Consider the following 16,391-nt stretch of genomic DNA (forward strand, 5'->3'; position numbering starts at 1 on the left):
AAGTGACTCGCTGTAAGAGCGAAACCATAAGCCGCCGTTACCGAAGAAACGGATATACACACAACCAAAGAGCACAAACAAAAACGGCCTCTATCTACATAGAGGCCGTTCTCGGTGCAACTTAAGACGTTATCGCAAGACAGGTCTTATTTGCGGTCTTCAAGCGGGGTGATGTCACGCGACTCGTAGCCGGTGTACAGCTGGCGCGGACGGCCGATCTTGTACGGGCTGGAGAGCATTTCTTTCCAGTGGGAGATCCAGCCGACGGTCCGCGCCAGGGCGAAGATCACGGTGAACATACTGGTTGGAATGCCGATCGCCTTGAGGATGATCCCCGAGTAGAAGTCGACGTTCGGGTACAGCGAGCGTTCGATGAAGTACGGGTCGGTCAGGGCGATCTCTTCCAGGCGCATGGCCAGTTCGAGTTGCGGATCGTTGGTGATGCCCAGTTCCTTCAATACTTCGTCGCAGGTCTGCTTCATGACGGTAGCGCGTGGGTCGCGGTTTTTGTAAACCCGGTGACCGAAGCCCATCAGTTTGAATGGATCGTTCTTGTCTTTGGCCTTGGCGATGTACTTGTCGATGTTCGAGACATCGCCAATTTCATCGAGCATGGTCAACACGGCTTCGTTCGCACCGCCGTGGGCAGGGCCCCACAGTGCAGCGATACCGGCGGCGATACAGGCGAACGGGTTGGCGCCCGAGGAACCTGCCAGACGTACGGTGGAGGTCGATGCGTTCTGCTCGTGGTCGGCATGGAGGATGAAGATCCGGTCCATGGCCTTGGCGAGTACCGGGCTGATCGGTTTGATCTCGCACGGGGTGTTGAACATCATGTGCAGGAAGTTTTCCGCGTACGACAGGTCGTTGCGCGGGTACATCATGGGTTGGCCCATGGAGTACTTGTAAACCATTGCAGCCAGGGTCGGCATCTTGGCAACCAGGCGGATCGCGGAGATTTCGCGATGCTGCGGGTTATTGATGTCGAGGGAGTCGTGGTAGAACGCCGAGAGGGCGCCAACTACACCGCACATGACGGCCATTGGGTGGGCGTCGCGACGGAAGCCGTTGAAGAAGGTCTTCAACTGCTCGTGGACCATGGTGTGGTTCTTCACGGTGCCGACGAACTGGGCTTTCTGTTCTGCGGTCGGCAGCTCGCCGTTGAGCAGCAGGTAGCAGGTTTCCAGGTAGTCCGACTTTTCAGCCAGCTGTTCGATCGGGTAGCCGCGGTGCAGCAGAATACCGTTGTCGCCGTCGATGTAGGTGATCTTCGACTCGCAGGAGGCGGTCGACATGAAACCAGGGTCAAAGGTGAAACGGCCCGTGGCCGTCAGGCCCCGAACGTCGATAACATCGGGACCAACGGTGCCGGTTAAAATGGGCAGCTCGACGGGGGCTGCGCCCTCGATGATCAACTGCGCTTTTTTGTCAGCCATGTGGCCTCCTATTTATGCTTGAAATCATCAGACAGACCCCCCACGCAGGGCCCGCACCACTATAGTGAGATAAATTCGAATGTCAATTTGCCTAAAGTCTTGCTCCAGAAGGCTTTAACCGCACTTTTTTCTCGAAATTGCCTGCCGTTTACGCCTTTTATGTCACTTGTGCAATCCGCTATTAGGGGAAGGTGAACGCGTTGTCATTAGTAGCCTAACTGTCTATACTCGGCCACCGACCGCCAGGGGCTTTTGGGCCTGCTTTATTGGGGGTCGCATCCCTGGGTGGTGGTTACCTGACCAGTGCACTCCCCAACAACTTTGCCCTGATTGTTAGGGGCTCTTCAGTGTGAAAAAAAAGCCGTGAAAAGCCAACGACCTGTAAACCTAGACCTAAGGACCATCAAACTCCCCATCACCGGCGTTACGTCGTTTCTTCACCGTGTTTCCGGCATCATCCTCTTCCTGGGCCTTGGCTTCATGCTTTATGCATTGGGCAAGTCTCTGGGTTCCGAGGAAGGTTTTGCCGAGGTGAAGGCATGCTTGACCAGCCCGCTGGCCAAGTTCGTAGCATGGGGCCTCCTGTCCGCTCTTCTGTATCACCTGGTAGCCGGTGTGCGCCACTTGATCATGGACATGGGCATCGGTGAGACGCTGGAAGGCGGCCGCCTGGGCTCGAAAATTATCATCGCCGTTTCCGTGGTGTTGATCGTTCTGGCAGGAGTTTGGATATGGTAACCAGCGTTACGAACCTTTCGCGTTCGGGCCTCTATGACTGGATGGCGCAACGTGTGTCTGCGGTTGTTCTCGCGGCTTATTTCATTTTCCTGATCGGATACCTCGCTGCGAATCCTGGCATTGGCTACGCCCAATGGCATGGCCTGTTCGCCCACAACGGGATGCGTATCTTCAGTCTGCTGGCCCTTGTGGCCCTGGGCGCTCACGCCTGGGTCGGCATGTGGACCATCGCGACCGACTACCTGACGCCGATGGCGCTGGGCAAGTCCGCGACTGCAGTACGTTTCCTTTTCCAGGCAGTATGCGGCGTTGCGATGTTCGCTTACTTCGTCTGGGGTGTGCAGATTCTCTGGGGTATCTGATCCATGGCTAACATTCCAACGATTTCTTTCGACGCCATCATTATTGGTGGCGGCGGTGCTGGCATGCGCGCTGCGCTGCAACTGGCACAAGGCGGTCACAAGACTGCCGTGATCACCAAGGTTTTCCCGACTCGTTCGCACACCGTATCGGCCCAGGGCGGCATCACTTGCGCCATTGCGTCTGCGGATCCGAACGATGACTGGCGCTGGCACATGTACGATACCGTCAAGGGTTCCGACTACATCGGTGACCAGGACGCTATCGAATACATGTGTCAGGAAGGCCCGGCTGCCGTTTACGAGCTGGACCACATGGGTATGCCGTTCTCGCGTACCGAGCAAGGTCGTATCTACCAGCGTCCGTTCGGCGGTCAGTCGAAGGATTACGGTAAAGGCGGGCAGGCTGCCCGTACTTGCGCCGCTTCCGACCGCACCGGTCACGCGCTGTTGCACACCCTTTATCAGGGCAACCTGAAAGCCGGTACCGTGTTCCTGAACGAGTACTACGCTGTCGATCTGGTAAAGAACGGTCAAGGCGAGTTCGTCGGTGTGATTGCGATCTGCATCGAAACCGGTGAAACCACCTACATCCGTGCCAAGGCCACCGTACTGGCCACCGGCGGTGCAGGTCGTATCTACGCTTCGACCACCAACGCCCTGATCAACACCGGTGACGGCGTTGGCATGGCGCTGCGTGCCGGCGTACCGGTACAAGACATCGAAATGTGGCAGTTCCACCCGACCGGCATCGCCGGCGCCGGTGTACTGGTAACCGAAGGTTGCCGTGGTGAAGGTGGTTACCTGATCAACAAGCACGGCGAGCGTTTCATGGAGCGTTATGCTCCGAACGCCAAAGACCTTGCCGGTCGTGACGTGGTTGCCCGTTCGATGGTTAAGGAAATCATCGCCGGCAACGGTTGCGGTCCGAATGGCGACCACGTAATGCTCAAGCTCGACCACCTGGGCGAGGAAGTGCTGCACAGCCGTCTGCCAGGCATCTGCGAACTGTCCAAGACTTTCGCGCACGTTGACCCGGTCGTCGCTCCGGTTCCGGTTGTTCCGACTTGCCACTATATGATGGGCGGCGTTGCCACCAACATTCATGGCCAGGCGATCACTCAGGACGCCGAAGGCAAAGACACCATCATTCCGGGCCTGTTCGCGGTTGGTGAAGTGGCTTGCGTATCGGTTCACGGTGCCAACCGTCTGGGCGGCAACTCGTTGCTCGACCTGGTGGTCTTCGGTCGTGCGGCCGGTCTGCACCTGGAAAAAGCGCTGACCGACGGTATCGAATACGACGACGCCACCGACGCCGACATCAATGCGGCCCTGTCGCGTCTGTCCGCTCTGAACGAGCGTACCGATGGTGAAGACGTGGCAACCCTGCGTCGCGAGCTGCAAAACTGCATGCAGAACTACTTCGGTGTATTCCGTACCGGCGAATACATGCAGAAGGGTATTGCTCAACTGGCTGATCTGCGTGGCCGTATCGCCAACGTCAAGATCAACGACAAGAGCCAGGCGTTCAACACCGCGCGTATCGAAGCGCTGGAGCTGCAGAACCTGCTGGAAGTGGCCGAAGCTACCGCCATCGCTGCAGAAGTACGTAAAGAGTCCCGCGGTGCTCACGCCCGTGAAGACTTTGAAGACCGTGACGACGAAAACTGGCTGTGCCACACCCTGTACTTTCCGGGTGAGAAGCGCGTTGCCAAGCGTGCAGTGAACTTCTCGCCGAAGACTGTTCCGACTTTTGAACCTAAGATTCGGACTTATTAAGGGTGGCCGCCATGTTGAAAGTCAGTGTTTATCGTTACAACCCTGATCAGGACGCTGCGCCGTTCATGCAGGAATTCCAGGTTGATACCGGTGGTAAAGACCTGATGGTGCTGGACGTGCTGGCCCTGATCAAAGAGCAGGACGAAGGTTTCTCCTATCGTCGCTCTTGCCGTGAAGGTGTTTGCGGTTCCGACGGCATGAACATCAACGGCAAAAACGGTCTGGCGTGCATCACGCCGCTGTCTGCCGTCGTAAAAGGTAACAAGCTGATCGTTCGTCCTCTGCCAGGTTTGCCGGTTATCCGTGACCTGGTCGTCGATATGAGCATCTTCTACAAGCAATACGAAAAGGTTAAGCCATACCTGCAGAACGACACGCCGGCTCCGGCCATCGAGCGTCTGCAGTCCCCGGAAGAGCGTGAAAAGCTCGACGGTCTGTACGAGTGCATCCTGTGCGCTTGCTGCTCGACTTCGTGCCCGTCCTTCTGGTGGAACCCGGACAAGTTCCTGGGCCCGGCTGCCCTGCTGCAAGCGTACCGCTTCCTGGCAGACAGCCGCGACACCAAGACGTCCGAGCGTCTGGCTTCGCTGGATGACCCGTTCAGCGTATTCCGCTGCCGGGGCATCATGAACTGCGTCAACGTTTGTCCGAAAGGCCTGAACCCGACTAAGGCCATCGGTCACATCCGTAACATGCTGCTGCAAAGCGGCGTGTGATTCAGCTGCTGTACCCGTAGAACCGCTGTACCCGTAGATGCTACGGCGCAGGCTTCAACCGGCGCCGTAGTTTTAACCTGAGCAGCAGCCCATAAGGCTGCGGCTCTTATTTTGAAGAAATGAGACAAGCAGGGGCATCCGGGCTGGTACCCGGACTATCAGCGTGATCCTAAGTGGCTTGTTTTAGTCGCTGCATTCGGACTTCTGCAAGTTTGCTCGGTGTCGACGCCGGTGGTGTTCCCCTAACCGAGGGTGACCAAGCATGCAAGAAAGCGTGATGCAGCGCATGTGGAACAGCGCCTACCTTTCCGGTAGTAACGCTGCCTATGTGGAAGAGCTCTACGAGCTCTACCTGCACGACCCTAACGCTGTGCCAGAAGAGTGGCGCACCTACTTCCAGAAGTTGCCTGCTGATGGCAACACTGCCACCGATGTTTCGCACTCCACAATTCGCGATCATTTCGTCTTGCTGGCAAAGAACCAGCGCCGCGCCCAACCGGTTTCCGCCGGCAGCGTGAGCAGTGAGCACGAGAAGAAGCAAGTTGAAGTGCTGCGATTGATCCAGGCCTACCGTATGCGTGGCCACCAGGCAGCCCAGCTTGACCCGCTGGGGCTGTGGCAGCGTCCTGCACCTGCAGACCTGTCAATCAATCATTACGGCTTGACCAATGCCGATCTTGATACGACCTTCCGTGCCGGCGACCTGTTCATCGGCAAAGAGGAGGCGAGCCTACGCGAAATTCACGAAGCGTTGCAGCAGACATATTGCCGCACCATCGGCGCTGAATTTACGCACATCACCGATTCCGAGCAGCGCCAGTGGTTCCAGCAGCGTCTGGAAAGCGTGCGCGGCCGTCCGACGTACTCCGCCGACATCAAGAGTCACCTGCTCGAGCGCGTCACTGCCGGCGAGGGTCTTGAAAAATACCTTGGCACCAAGTACCCGGGTACCAAGCGTTTCGGCCTGGAAGGCGGCGAGAGCCTGATTCCGATGCTCGATGAACTGATCCAGCGTTCCGGCTCCTACGGCACCAAGGAAATCGTCATTGGCATGGCCCACCGTGGTCGTCTGAACGTGCTGGTGAACACCTTTGGCAAGAACCCGCGCGAGTTGTTCGACGAGTTCGAAGGCAAGAAGAAGGTCGAGCTGGGTTCCGGTGACGTTAAATATCACCAGGGCTTCTCGTCCAACGTCATGACCACCGGCGGTGAAGTTCACCTGGCCATGGCTTTCAACCCGTCTCACCTGGAAATCGTTTCTCCAGTGGTCGAGGGTTCGGTCCGTGCCCGTCAGGATCGTCGTAACGATCCTACCGGTGAAAAGGTTCTGCCGATCTCCATCCACGGTGACGCGGCATTCGCCGGTCAGGGTGTGGTCATGGAAACCTTCCAGATGTCGCAGACCCGCGGTTTCAAGACCGGCGGCACCGTGCACATCGTGATCAACAACCAGGTCGGCTTCACCATCAGCAACCCGCTGGACTCGCGCTCCACCGAGTACGCGACCGACGTTGCGAAGATGATCCAGGCGCCGATCCTCCATGTGAATGGTGATGATCCGGAAGCCGTGTTGTTCGTGACCCAGTTGGCCATCGACTACCGCATGCAGTTCAAGCGTGACGTGGTGATCGATCTGGTCTGCTACCGTCGTCGCGGCCACAACGAGGCTGACGAGCCAAGCGGTACCCAGCCTCTGATGTATCAGCAGATCACCAAGCAGCGCACCACCCGTGAGCTGTATGCCGATCGTCTGACCCAGAGTGGGGTGCTGGACGCTGAGCGTGTTCAGGCGAAAGTCGACGAATACCGCAACGCGCTGGACAACGGTCTGCACGTAGTAAAAAGCCTGGTCAAAGAGCCGAACAAAGAGTTGTTCGTGGACTGGCGTCCGTATCTGGGCCACGCCTGGACCGCGCGTCACGACACTCGCTTCGATCTGAAAACCTTGCAGGAACTGTCCGCCAAGCTGCTGGAAATTCCGGAAGGCTTCGTGGTTCAGCGCCAGGTCTCGAAAATCTACGAAGACCGTCAGAAGATGCAAGCCGGCGGCCTGCCGATCAACTGGGGTTACGCCGAAACCATGGCGTACGCGACCCTGGCGTTCGAAGGTCACCCGATTCGCATGACGGGTCAGGACATCGGTCGCGGTACGTTCTCGCACCGTCACGCTGTCTTGCACAACCAGAAAGACGCGGGTACCTATATCCCGCTGCAAAACCTGTACAAGGGTCAGCCACGTTTCGACCTGTACGATTCGTTCCTGTCCGAAGAAGCGGTTCTGGCGTTCGAATACGGTTATTCGACCACCGAGCCAAACGCTCTGGTTATCTGGGAAGCCCAGTTCGGCGACTTCGCCAACGGTGCCCAAGTGGTTATCGACCAGTTCATCACCAGTGGCGAGCACAAGTGGGGCCGTCTCTGCGGTCTGACCATGCTGTTGCCGCACGGTTATGAAGGTCAGGGTCCTGAGCACTCCTCGGCTCGTCTGGAGCGTTACCTGCAGCTGTGCGCCGAGCACAACATTCAGGTAGCCGTGCCGACTACGCCGGCCCAGATCTACCACTTGCTGCGTCGTCAGGTGATTCGCCCGCTGCGCAAACCATTGGTAGTCCTGACTCCGAAGTCGTTGCTGCGTCACAAGCTGGCCATCTCGACTCTGGAAGATCTGGCCGAAGGTTCGTTCCAGACCGTGATCCCGGAAATCGATGCGCTTGATCCGAAAAAGGTCACTCGCATGATCCTGTGCAGCGGCAAGGTCTACTATGACCTGCTGGAAAAACGCCGTGCCGAAGGTCGTGAAGACATCGCCATCGTGCGTATCGAGCAGCTGTATCCGTTCCCTGAGGACGACCTGATGGAGGCGCTCGCCCCTTACACCAACCTCGAAAACGTGGTTTGGTGCCAGGAAGAGCCGATGAACCAGGGCGCCTGGTACAGCAGCCAGCATCACATGCGTCGCAGCCTGACCAACCATAAACAAGGCCTGGTCCTGGAATACGCTGGTCGTGAGGCGTCTGCCGCACCTGCTTGCGGTTACGCTTCGATGCACGCCGAGCAGCAGGAACAACTGCTGCAAGATGCTTTCACTGTTTAACGCCTTCGCGCACCTGAAACCGAATTTAAGGACCCACAGATAATGGCTATCGAAATCAAAGCCCCCACTTTCCCGGAATCGGTTGCCGATGGCACCGTTGCCACCTGGCACAAAAAACCGGGCGACGCCGTCAAGCGTGACGAACTGATCGTCGACATCGAAACCGACAAAGTCGTACTGGAAGTTCTGGCCACCGCTGATGGCGTGCTGGGCGCGATCGTCAAGAACGAAGGCGACACCGTTCTGTCCGACGAAGTTCTGGGCTCCATCGGTGAGGGCGGTGCTGCTGCCGCTCCAGCCGCTGCTGCACCTGCCGCTGCTGCCGCTGCTCCTGCCGAAGCGGGCGAAGACGATCCTGTTGCTGCACCGGCTGCTCGCAAGCTGGCTGAAGAAAACGGCATCAACATCGCTTCCGTTGCCGGTACTGGCAAAGGCGGTCGTGTGACCAAGGAAGACGTGGTAGCAGCTGTTGCCGCCAAGAAAGCCGCTCCGGCTGCTGCACCTGCCAAGGCTGCCGCACCGGCTGCTTCGGCTCCGGTATTCGCTGCTGGCGACCGCGTAGAAAAACGCGTTCCGATGACCCGTCTGCGTGCCAAGGTTGCCGAGCGTCTGGTTGAAGCTCAATCGAACATGGCCATGCTGACCACTTTCAACGAAGTCGACATGACCGAAGTCATGGCCCTGCGTTCGAAGTACAAGGACCTGTTCGAGAAGTCCCACAACGGCGTACGCCTGGGCTTCATGTCGTTCTTCGTGAAAGCGGCTACCGAAGCGCTGAAACGCTTCCCGGCTGTCAACGCGTCGATCGACGGTGCCGACATCGTTTACCACGGCTACGCCGACGTTGGTGTGGCTGTTTCCAGCGACCGCGGTCTGGTTGTACCGGTTCTGCGTAACGCCGAACTGATGAGCCTGGCTGAAATCGAAGGCGGCATCGCTACCTTCGGCAAGAAAGCCCGTGACGGCAAACTGTCGATGGAAGAAATGACCGGCGGCACGTTCACCATCACCAACGGCGGTACTTTCGGTTCGATGATGTCGACTCCGATCGTCAACCCGCCGCAGGCTGCGATTCTGGGTATGCACAACATCATCCAGCGCCCTATGGCGATCAACGGTCAGGTAGTTATCCGTCCGATGATGTACCTGGCGCTGTCCTACGATCACCGTCTGATCGATGGCAAAGAAGCTGTGACCTTCCTGGTGACCATCAAGAACCTGCTGGAAGACCCGGCTCGTTTGCTGCTGGATATCTGATTTCGTTGCACGGGCCGTTCAATGATGGACGGCCCTTCTGTAATGACCAGCTTCGTCCCACGACGGTCCTCAAAAGGGGCCGTCCGGTTTGATTCGAGAAGGAATGACACATGACTCAGAAATTCGACGTGGTAGTGATTGGTGCGGGCCCTGGCGGCTACGTGGCTGCCATTAAAGCAGCGCAACTGGGCCTCACCACTGCCTGCATCGAGAAATACACCGACAAGGAAGGCAAACTGGCCCTCGGCGGTACTTGCCTGAACGTCGGCTGCATTCCATCCAAGGCGCTGCTGGACAGCTCCTGGAAGTTTCACGAAGCGCAAGACGGCTTCGCGATCCACGGTATCAACCACGCTGGCGTGACCATGGACGTGCCAGCAATGGTCGGCCGTAAAGCCAACATCGTCAAAGGCCTGACCTCCGGCGTTGCAACGCTGTTCAAGGCTAACGGCGTCACTTCGATCCAGGGCCACGGCAAACTGCTGGCTGGCAAGAAAGTCGAAGTCACCAAGCCTGACGGTTCGGTTGAAGTCATCGAAGCCGAAAACGTCATCCTGGCTCCGGGCTCGCGTCCGATCGACATTCCACCGGCTCCGGTCGACCAGAATGTGATCGTCGATTCGACTGGCGCTCTGGAATTCCAATCCGTACCAAAACGCCTGGGTGTAATCGGCGCTGGTGTTATCGGTCTGGAACTGGGTTCGGTATGGTCCCGTCTGGGCGCTGAAGTCACCGTTCTCGAAGCACTGGATACCTTCCTGATGGCAGCGGACACTGCTGTTTCCAAGGAAGCGCTGAAAACCCTGACCAAACAGGGTCTGGACATCAAGCTGGGCGCTCGCGTGACCGGTTCCAAAGTGAACGGCGACGAAGTCGTTGTGAACTACACCGATGCCAACGGCGAACAGAACATCACTTTCGACAAGCTGATCGTAGCCGTTGGTCGCCGTCCGGTGACCACTGATCTGCTGGCTGCTGATTGCGGCGTGACCCTCGACGAGCGCGGTTTCGTGCACGTTGACGATCACTGCGCCACCACTGTACCGGGCGTTTACGCCATCGGTGACGTGGTTCGCGGCATGATGCTGGCTCACAAAGCCTCGGAAGAGGGCATCATGGTTGTCGAGCGCATCAAGGGCCACAAAGCCCAGATGAACTATGACCTGATCCCTTCGGTTATTTATACTCACCCGGAAATCGCGTGGGTCGGTAAAACCGAGCAGGCCTTGAAAGCTGAAGGCGTAGAAGTTAACGTCGGCACCTTCCCGTTCGCAGCCTCTGGCCGTGCCATGGCCGCCAACGATACCGGTGGTTTCGTCAAGGTCATCGCTGATGCCAAGACTGACCGCGTATTGGGCGTCCACGTGATTGGCCCGAGCGCCGCAGAACTGGTTCAGCAGGGCGCGATCGGCATGGAATTCGGCACCAGCGCTGAAGACCTGGGCATGATGGTTTTCTCCCATCCGACCCTGTCTGAAGCCTTGCACGAAGCAGCGTTGGCAGTGAATGGCGGCGCCATCCACATCGCCAACCGCAAGAAACGCTAAGCGGATAATAAGAAACCACGGCGGTACGGCCCGTCGTGAGCCTTGCGAGCAAGACTCACCGCGGAATGTCCGCTGGACGCAGTCTTGCGTAGCTGCACCGGGTACCCGGAAAGGTTACGCAAGCAGCAGTCACAGGTGGTGCGGCACTTGAATGAGTGCAGCACCGAATGCGCAGTACCTAACGAAGACGGTAATAAGCATGAATCTTCACGAGTATCAGGGTAAGCAGCTGTTCGCTGAGTACGGCCTGCCAGTATCCACCGGTTACGCGGTAGACACCCCGGAAGCAGCAGCAGAAGCTTGCGACAAAATCGGCGGCAGCGAATGGGTTGTCAAAGCCCAGGTTCACGCCGGTGGTCGCGGTAAAGCGGGCGGCGTAAAGCTGGTTCGCAGCAAAGAAGACGCTAAAGCATTCGCACAGCAGTGGCTGGGCAAGCGTCTGGTGACTTACCAGACTGACGCCAATGGTCAGCCAGTCACCAAGATCCTGGTTGAATCGTGCACTGATATCGCTAAAGAGCTGTACCTGGGCGCTGTCGTTGACCGTTCGAGCCGTCGCATCGTGTTCATGGCTTCCACCGAAGGTGGCGTGGACATCGAGAAAATCGCTCACGACACTCCAGAAAAAATTCTGAAAGCCACTATCGATCCACTGGTTGGCGCTCAGCCATTCCAGGGTCGCGAGCTGGCATTCCAGCTGGGTCTGGAAGGCAAGCAAGTTGCTCAGTTCGCCAAGATCTTCGTAGGTCTGGCCAAGCTGTTCAAGGATCACGACCTGGCTCTGCTGGAAGTGAACCCGCTGGTGATCAAGGCTGACGGCGATCTGCATTGCCTCGATGCCAAGATCAACATCGACGCCAACGCCATGTACCGTCAGCCTAAGCTGAAGACTTTCCACGATCCGTCGCAAGACGATCCGCGCGAAGCGCACGCTGCCAAGTTCGAACTGAACTACGTAGCACTGGAAGGCAACATCGGTTGCATGGTCAACGGTGCTGGCCTGGCCATGGGTACCATGGATATCGTCAACCTGCATGGCGGCAAACCAGCCAACTTCCTCGACGTTGGCGGCGGTGCTACCAAAGAGCGCGTAACCGAAGCGTTCAAGATCATCCTGTCCGACACTAACGTCGCTGCAGTATTGGTCAACATCTTCGGCGGCATCGTTCGTTGCGACATGATTGCCGAAGGCATCATCGGCGCTGTGAAAGAAGTCGGCGTGAAAATCCCGGTTGTTGTTCGCCTTGAAGGCAACAACGCTGAGCTGGGCGCTAAAGTACTGGCAGAAAGCGGTTTGAACATCATCGCTGCTACCAGCCTGACCGACGCTGCTCAACAAGTTGTCAAAGCTGCGGAGGGCAAATAATGAGCGTCCTGATCAATAAAGACACCAAAGTTATCTGCCAGGGTATTACCGGTTCGCAAGGTAGTTTCCACACCCAGCAAGCCATCGAATACGGCACCAAGATGGTTGGCGGCGTAACTCCAGGCAAAGGCGGCACCGAGCACCTGGGCCTGCCAGTGTTCAACACCGTGAAAGACGCTGTAGCTGCCACTGGCGCCACCGCCAGCGTGATCTACGTTCCAGCTCCTTTCTGCAAGGACTCCATCCTGGAAGCAGCCTTCGGCGGCATCAAGCTGATCGTTTGCATCACTGAAGGCATTCCTACCCTGGACATGCTGGATGCCAAGGTCAAGTGCGACGAGCTGGGCGTAGTCCTGATCGGTCCTAACTGCCCAGGCGTGATCACTCCAGGCGAATGCAAGATCGGCATCATGCCAGGTCACATTCACTTGCCAGGCAAGGTCGGTATCGTTTCCCGTTCCGGCACCCTGACCTACGAAGCTGTGAAGCAGACTACTGACGCCGGTTTCGGTCAGTCGACTTGCGTCGGCATCGGTGGTGACCCGATCCCGGGTTCGAACTTCATCGACATCCTGAAGCTGTTCCAGGAAGACCCGAAGACCGAAGCGATCGTGATGATCGGCGAGATCGGCGGTTCGGCTGAAGAAGAAGCGGCTGCCTACATCAAGGCACACGTGACCAAGCCGGTTGTTTCCTACATCGCTGGTGTGACTGCTCCTCCGGGCAAGCGCATGGGCCATGCTGGCGCAATCATCTCTGGCGGCAAAGGCACTGCAGACGAGAAATTCGCTGCTCTGCAAGACGCAGGTGTTAAAACCGTGCGTTCGCTGGCAGACATCGGCAAGGCCCTGGCCGAGCTGACCGGTTGGGCCGTCAAGTAAGCCTCGCGCTTAACTGACGCTCCACCAAACAAAGGCCACCTTCGGGTGGCCTTTGTCATTTCCGGGGTTTGAGATATTCGCAGCGCTTCTTGTGGCGAGGGAGCTTGCTCCGCTGGGTTGCGAAGCGGCCCCAAAACCTGCACTCGCGTTACATCAGGCAGTTTGTGTTTGTCTGTTTGCGTCTGCTGCGCAGCCGAGCGGGACGGTGCGGCGATCCGACAAGCTCCCTCGCCACAGGGCGGTTGTGAAAATTAGATATGTAAACACGACACTGAAATGTCGCGTATCGGATAGTTCGCCCTGTAATAGTGCGTTTGGCGGGCAAATTCGGTAGGCTAGCCGCCATTTTTGCGTTTGCGGCCCACAAGGCTGCGGCGCGCTAAACGGGTCAGTCCTATACGGATCGACAGCATTTCCCTCACCCATAAGGGAAATCCCTCTCTAAATTCCGATTCAGTAGTGTGGTATTTCCTTAATGAAAGTGTTGAAAGGCCAGGACATCCTGGCACTGGGCTTCATGACATTTGCCCTGTTCGTCGGGGCTGGCAACATCATCTTCCCGCCTATCGTCGGTTTGCAGTCCGGGCCTAATGTCTGGATGGCTGCGCTGGGTTTTCTGATCACCGCAGTCGGTCTGCCGGTGATCACCGTGGTCGCCCTGGCCAAGGTCGGTGGTGCAATGGATGCCTTGAGCAGCCCGATCGGTAAAATCGCCGGTGGCCTGCTGGCAGCCGCGTGCTACCTCGCTGTCGGCCCGTTGTTCGCGACACCACGCACCGCGACCGTGTCGTTCGAAGTGGGTCTGGCGCCGCTGACCGGCGAGAGCCCGCTGGCGCTGTTTCTCTATAGCTCGGTGTACTTCTTGCTGGTGTTCTTCATCTCGCTCTATCCGGGCCGTCTGCTGGACACCGTAGGACGGTTCCTCGCACCGCTGAAGATCATCGCCCTGGCCGTTCTCGGCATCGCAGCGTTCGCGTTGCCGGCCGGTAACATTGGCGTGGCTACCCCTGAATATGTGGCGGCACCGTTCTCCCAGGGCTTCATCAATGGTTACCTGACCATGGATACCCTGGGCGCGCTGGTATTCGGCATTGTCATCGTCAATGCGATCCGCTCCCGTGGCGTGGAATCGCCGGTGTTGATCACCCGTTACGCGATCATCGCCGGGCTGATTGCCGGTGTAGGTCTGGCGCTGGTTTACGTCAGCCTGTTCCGTCTCGGCTCGGGCAGCCATGAAGTGGCCGCCGGTGCCACCAACGGCGCGGCGGTATTGCACGCCTACGTGCAGCACACCTTCGGTTCGCTCGGCAGCGGTTTCCTCGCGGTGCTGATCTCCCTGGCCTGCCTGGTGACTGCGGTCGGTCTGACCTGCGCCTGTGCCGAATACTTCAGCCGTGTGCTGCCACTGTCCTACAAGACGCTGGTGATTATCCTGGCCGCGTTCTCCCTGCTGGTGTCCAACCTGGGCCTCACCAAGCTGATTGCGTTCTCGATCCCGGTACTGACCGCCATCTACCCGCCGTGCATCGCCCTGGTGGCCCTGAGCTTCTGCAAGGACTTCTGGCATGAGCAGGGTCGCATCGTCGGTCCGGTGATGCTGGTGTCGTTCATTTTCGGCATGATCGACGCGCTCAAGGGCGCCGGTCTGGCCGACTGGATGCCGACTCAACTGGCTCACCTGCCGCTGAGCGAGCAGGGCCTGGCTTGGCTGGTGCCGTCGGTCATGACCCTGGCGGTTGCCGTGGTTTGCGACCGTCTGTTGGGCAAGCGCGAAGAAGCGCTGGCTTAAGTCGCTTCATGGCCCGCCACAAGCGGGCTTGAGCTACAAATGGAAATGCCCCGTATCAATCGATACGGGGCATTTTTATGCGCGTGATGCAGTGTCTTTTTCCTTGGGTTAACGTCGAAGCACTATCCGCAGGTTTCATCATCGTCTACACATCACAAGGAACTGCATGTCGTTCATCCACGCCAATCTGATCCACATCCTCGCCGCGCTCTGGTTTGTCGTCTGCTGGGGTGGCTACACCCGTTACGCCACATGGAAGGGCCGCGACACCGCATGCCTGGCCAGTGTTCTGCACCTGTACCGCGAAGACTGGATGCGCCGCATGCTGTTACGCGACAACCGCATCGCCGATGCCAGCGTGATCGGTAACCTGGAGCGCAACGCCTCATTCTTCGCTTCCAGCACGTTGATTATCCTGGCCGGTATTCTCACGGTGTTGGGGGCGTCCGAAAGAGCCGTGTCTTTGCTGGCGGATATCCCGATGGTGCAACAGGCTTCCCAAGGCATGTCGGAGATCAAGTTGTTGTGCCTGGCGCTGGTGTTCGTCTATGCGTTCTTTACGTTCAGCTGGTGCATGCGTCAGTACAACTTTGCGGCCATTCTCGTGGGTTCGGCACCGATGATCGGTGAGCGGCATGTGTCCGAACAAGAGCGTAACGCCTTTGCTTCCCGAGCCGCCCGTGTCATCTCCCTGGCGGCCAACCAGTTCAACTTCGGTCTGCGTTCCTATTACTTCGGCATGAGCATGCTGGCGTGGTTTGTCAGCCCCTGGTTGTTCATGTTGATGAGCGCCGGTGTCGTGTTTGTGTTGTATCGCCGCGAGTTTCACTCCGACGTTCTTGACGTGATGGTCTATACACCTACAGAGGCGCCATTGCCTGAGCTGAACAAAGAGGCGGCTTGATGAGTATTTGCCTGGCAGCGCAGTCTGGTGTGGTTTCTGGGTTTAGTGTGTTCGTTGTTGCTGTTGATTAGTCCGACTTTTAGAACCGTTTTGCTCTAATGCACCAAGTAACAGGCAAAAGAAAACCCGCACATGGCGGGTTTTCTTTTATCACGCTAAAAACTGTTTTAGTTTTTAGGTGCTTCTGTAGGCGCTGCCGGAGCGGCTGCGTTCGATTCGGTCTGAGCTTTGGCAGCTTCAGCGTTTTCTTTTGCCGCCTCGTTCACTTTATCCTGAGCTTCGCTCATTTTTTCCTGAACTTGCTCGGTTTGTTTGGTGGCATCTTGAGCTTTGTCCTCGGGTTTTTTACCGCAGGCGGCGAGACCGAGGGAAGCGGTCAACATCAAGGCAATAGCTAAAGTCTTACGCATGGGGTGTTTCTCCTGATGGAAAATATCTACTGGCCTTTCGAGCACCGTTATCAGGGTTAAGTTCCTCAATTCACACAGATATATATGTTTGTTTTGCAACGGAACTTTTGCCCGC

At 57.6% G+C, this 16,391-nt stretch carries 13 protein-coding genes and 1 pseudogene; 12 read left to right on the forward strand and 2 right to left on the reverse strand.

What is annotated here, in order from left to right:
- Positions 1 to 146: 146 nt before the first annotated feature.
- Positions 147 to 1,436, reverse strand: a complete 1,290-nt coding sequence (gene gltA, locus JUI81_RS24095) for a citrate synthase (RefSeq protein ID WP_018925105.1) — start codon at positions 1,434 to 1,436, stop codon at positions 147 to 149.
- A gap of 363 nt (positions 1,437 to 1,799) precedes the next feature.
- On the opposite strand from gltA, the gene sdhC reads away from it, so the two are divergent.
- From sdhC to JUI81_RS31880, 12 genes and pseudogenes are all read left to right on the forward strand, one after another.
- Positions 1,800 to 2,174 (forward strand): succinate dehydrogenase, cytochrome b556 subunit, encoded by a 375-nt coding sequence (sdhC, locus tag JUI81_RS24100; RefSeq protein ID WP_015096190.1) that lies wholly within the window; start codon positions 1,800 to 1,802, stop codon positions 2,172 to 2,174.
- Entirely contained in the window at positions 2,168 to 2,536 is a 369-nt protein-coding gene (gene sdhD, locus JUI81_RS24105; RefSeq protein ID WP_003210573.1) for a succinate dehydrogenase, hydrophobic membrane anchor protein, read from the forward strand. Before sdhC ends, sdhD begins: the two co-directional genes overlap by 7 nt.
- A 3-nt stretch (positions 2,537 to 2,539) precedes the next feature.
- Positions 2,540 to 4,312, forward strand: a complete 1,773-nt coding sequence (sdhA, locus tag JUI81_RS24110; RefSeq protein ID WP_019579623.1) for a succinate dehydrogenase flavoprotein subunit — start codon at positions 2,540 to 2,542, stop codon at positions 4,310 to 4,312.
- 11 nt (positions 4,313 to 4,323) lie between these two features.
- Positions 4,324 to 5,028, forward strand: a complete 705-nt coding sequence (locus JUI81_RS24115; RefSeq protein WP_007936040.1) for a succinate dehydrogenase iron-sulfur subunit — start codon at positions 4,324 to 4,326, stop codon at positions 5,026 to 5,028.
- Positions 5,029 to 5,290: 262 nt separating this feature from the next.
- Complete coding sequence (locus tag JUI81_RS24120; protein WP_018925108.1) at positions 5,291 to 8,122, forward strand: 2-oxoglutarate dehydrogenase E1 component; 2,832 nt, start codon at positions 5,291 to 5,293, stop codon at positions 8,120 to 8,122.
- A 42-nt stretch (positions 8,123 to 8,164) separates the two neighbouring features.
- Positions 8,165 to 9,379 carry a 2-oxoglutarate dehydrogenase complex dihydrolipoyllysine-residue succinyltransferase gene (gene odhB / locus JUI81_RS24125; protein ID WP_018925109.1) on the forward strand — a complete coding sequence of 405 codons (1,215 nt, stop codon included), beginning with the start codon at positions 8,165 to 8,167 and terminating at the stop codon, positions 9,377 to 9,379.
- 110 nt (positions 9,380 to 9,489) lie between these two features.
- On the forward strand, positions 9,490 to 10,926 hold the full coding sequence (gene lpdA, locus JUI81_RS24130; protein WP_018925110.1) for a dihydrolipoyl dehydrogenase: 1,437 nt from the start codon (positions 9,490 to 9,492) through the stop codon (positions 10,924 to 10,926).
- A 199-nt stretch (positions 10,927 to 11,125) separates the two neighbouring features.
- Positions 11,126 to 12,292, forward strand: coding sequence for an ADP-forming succinate--CoA ligase subunit beta (sucC, locus tag JUI81_RS24135; RefSeq protein ID WP_007919879.1), 1,167 nt, complete (start codon positions 11,126 to 11,128; stop codon positions 12,290 to 12,292).
- Complete coding sequence (gene sucD, locus JUI81_RS24140; protein ID WP_007919877.1) at positions 12,292 to 13,173, forward strand: succinate--CoA ligase subunit alpha; 882 nt, start codon at positions 12,292 to 12,294, stop codon at positions 13,171 to 13,173. The genes sucC and sucD overlap by 1 nt, the downstream gene beginning before the upstream one ends.
- A 475-nt stretch (positions 13,174 to 13,648) precedes the next feature.
- Positions 13,649 to 14,962, forward strand: a complete 1,314-nt coding sequence (brnQ, locus tag JUI81_RS24145; RefSeq protein WP_028940019.1) for a branched-chain amino acid transport system II carrier protein — start codon at positions 13,649 to 13,651, stop codon at positions 14,960 to 14,962.
- A 166-nt stretch (positions 14,963 to 15,128) separates the two neighbouring features.
- The gene (locus JUI81_RS24150) at positions 15,129 to 15,866 is read left to right on the forward strand and encodes a DUF599 domain-containing protein (protein ID WP_019648154.1); all 738 of its coding nucleotides are present in this window, start codon (positions 15,129 to 15,131) and stop codon (positions 15,864 to 15,866) included.
- A 9-nt stretch (positions 15,867 to 15,875) separates the two neighbouring features.
- Positions 15,876 to 15,965, forward strand: a pseudogene (locus tag JUI81_RS31880) (MAPEG family protein); the annotation flags it as partial.
- A 68-nt stretch (positions 15,966 to 16,033) separates the two neighbouring features.
- Here JUI81_RS31880 and JUI81_RS24155 read toward each other — a convergent pair.
- Entirely contained in the window at positions 16,034 to 16,276 is a 243-nt protein-coding gene (locus JUI81_RS24155) for a hypothetical protein (protein WP_018925114.1), read from the reverse strand.
- Between the last annotated feature and the right edge of the window lie 115 nt (positions 16,277 to 16,391).

The sequence above is a fragment of the Pseudomonas sp. 008 genome (genome assembly GCF_016861935.1).
GTDB lineage: Bacteria > Pseudomonadota > Gammaproteobacteria > Pseudomonadales > Pseudomonadaceae > Aquipseudomonas.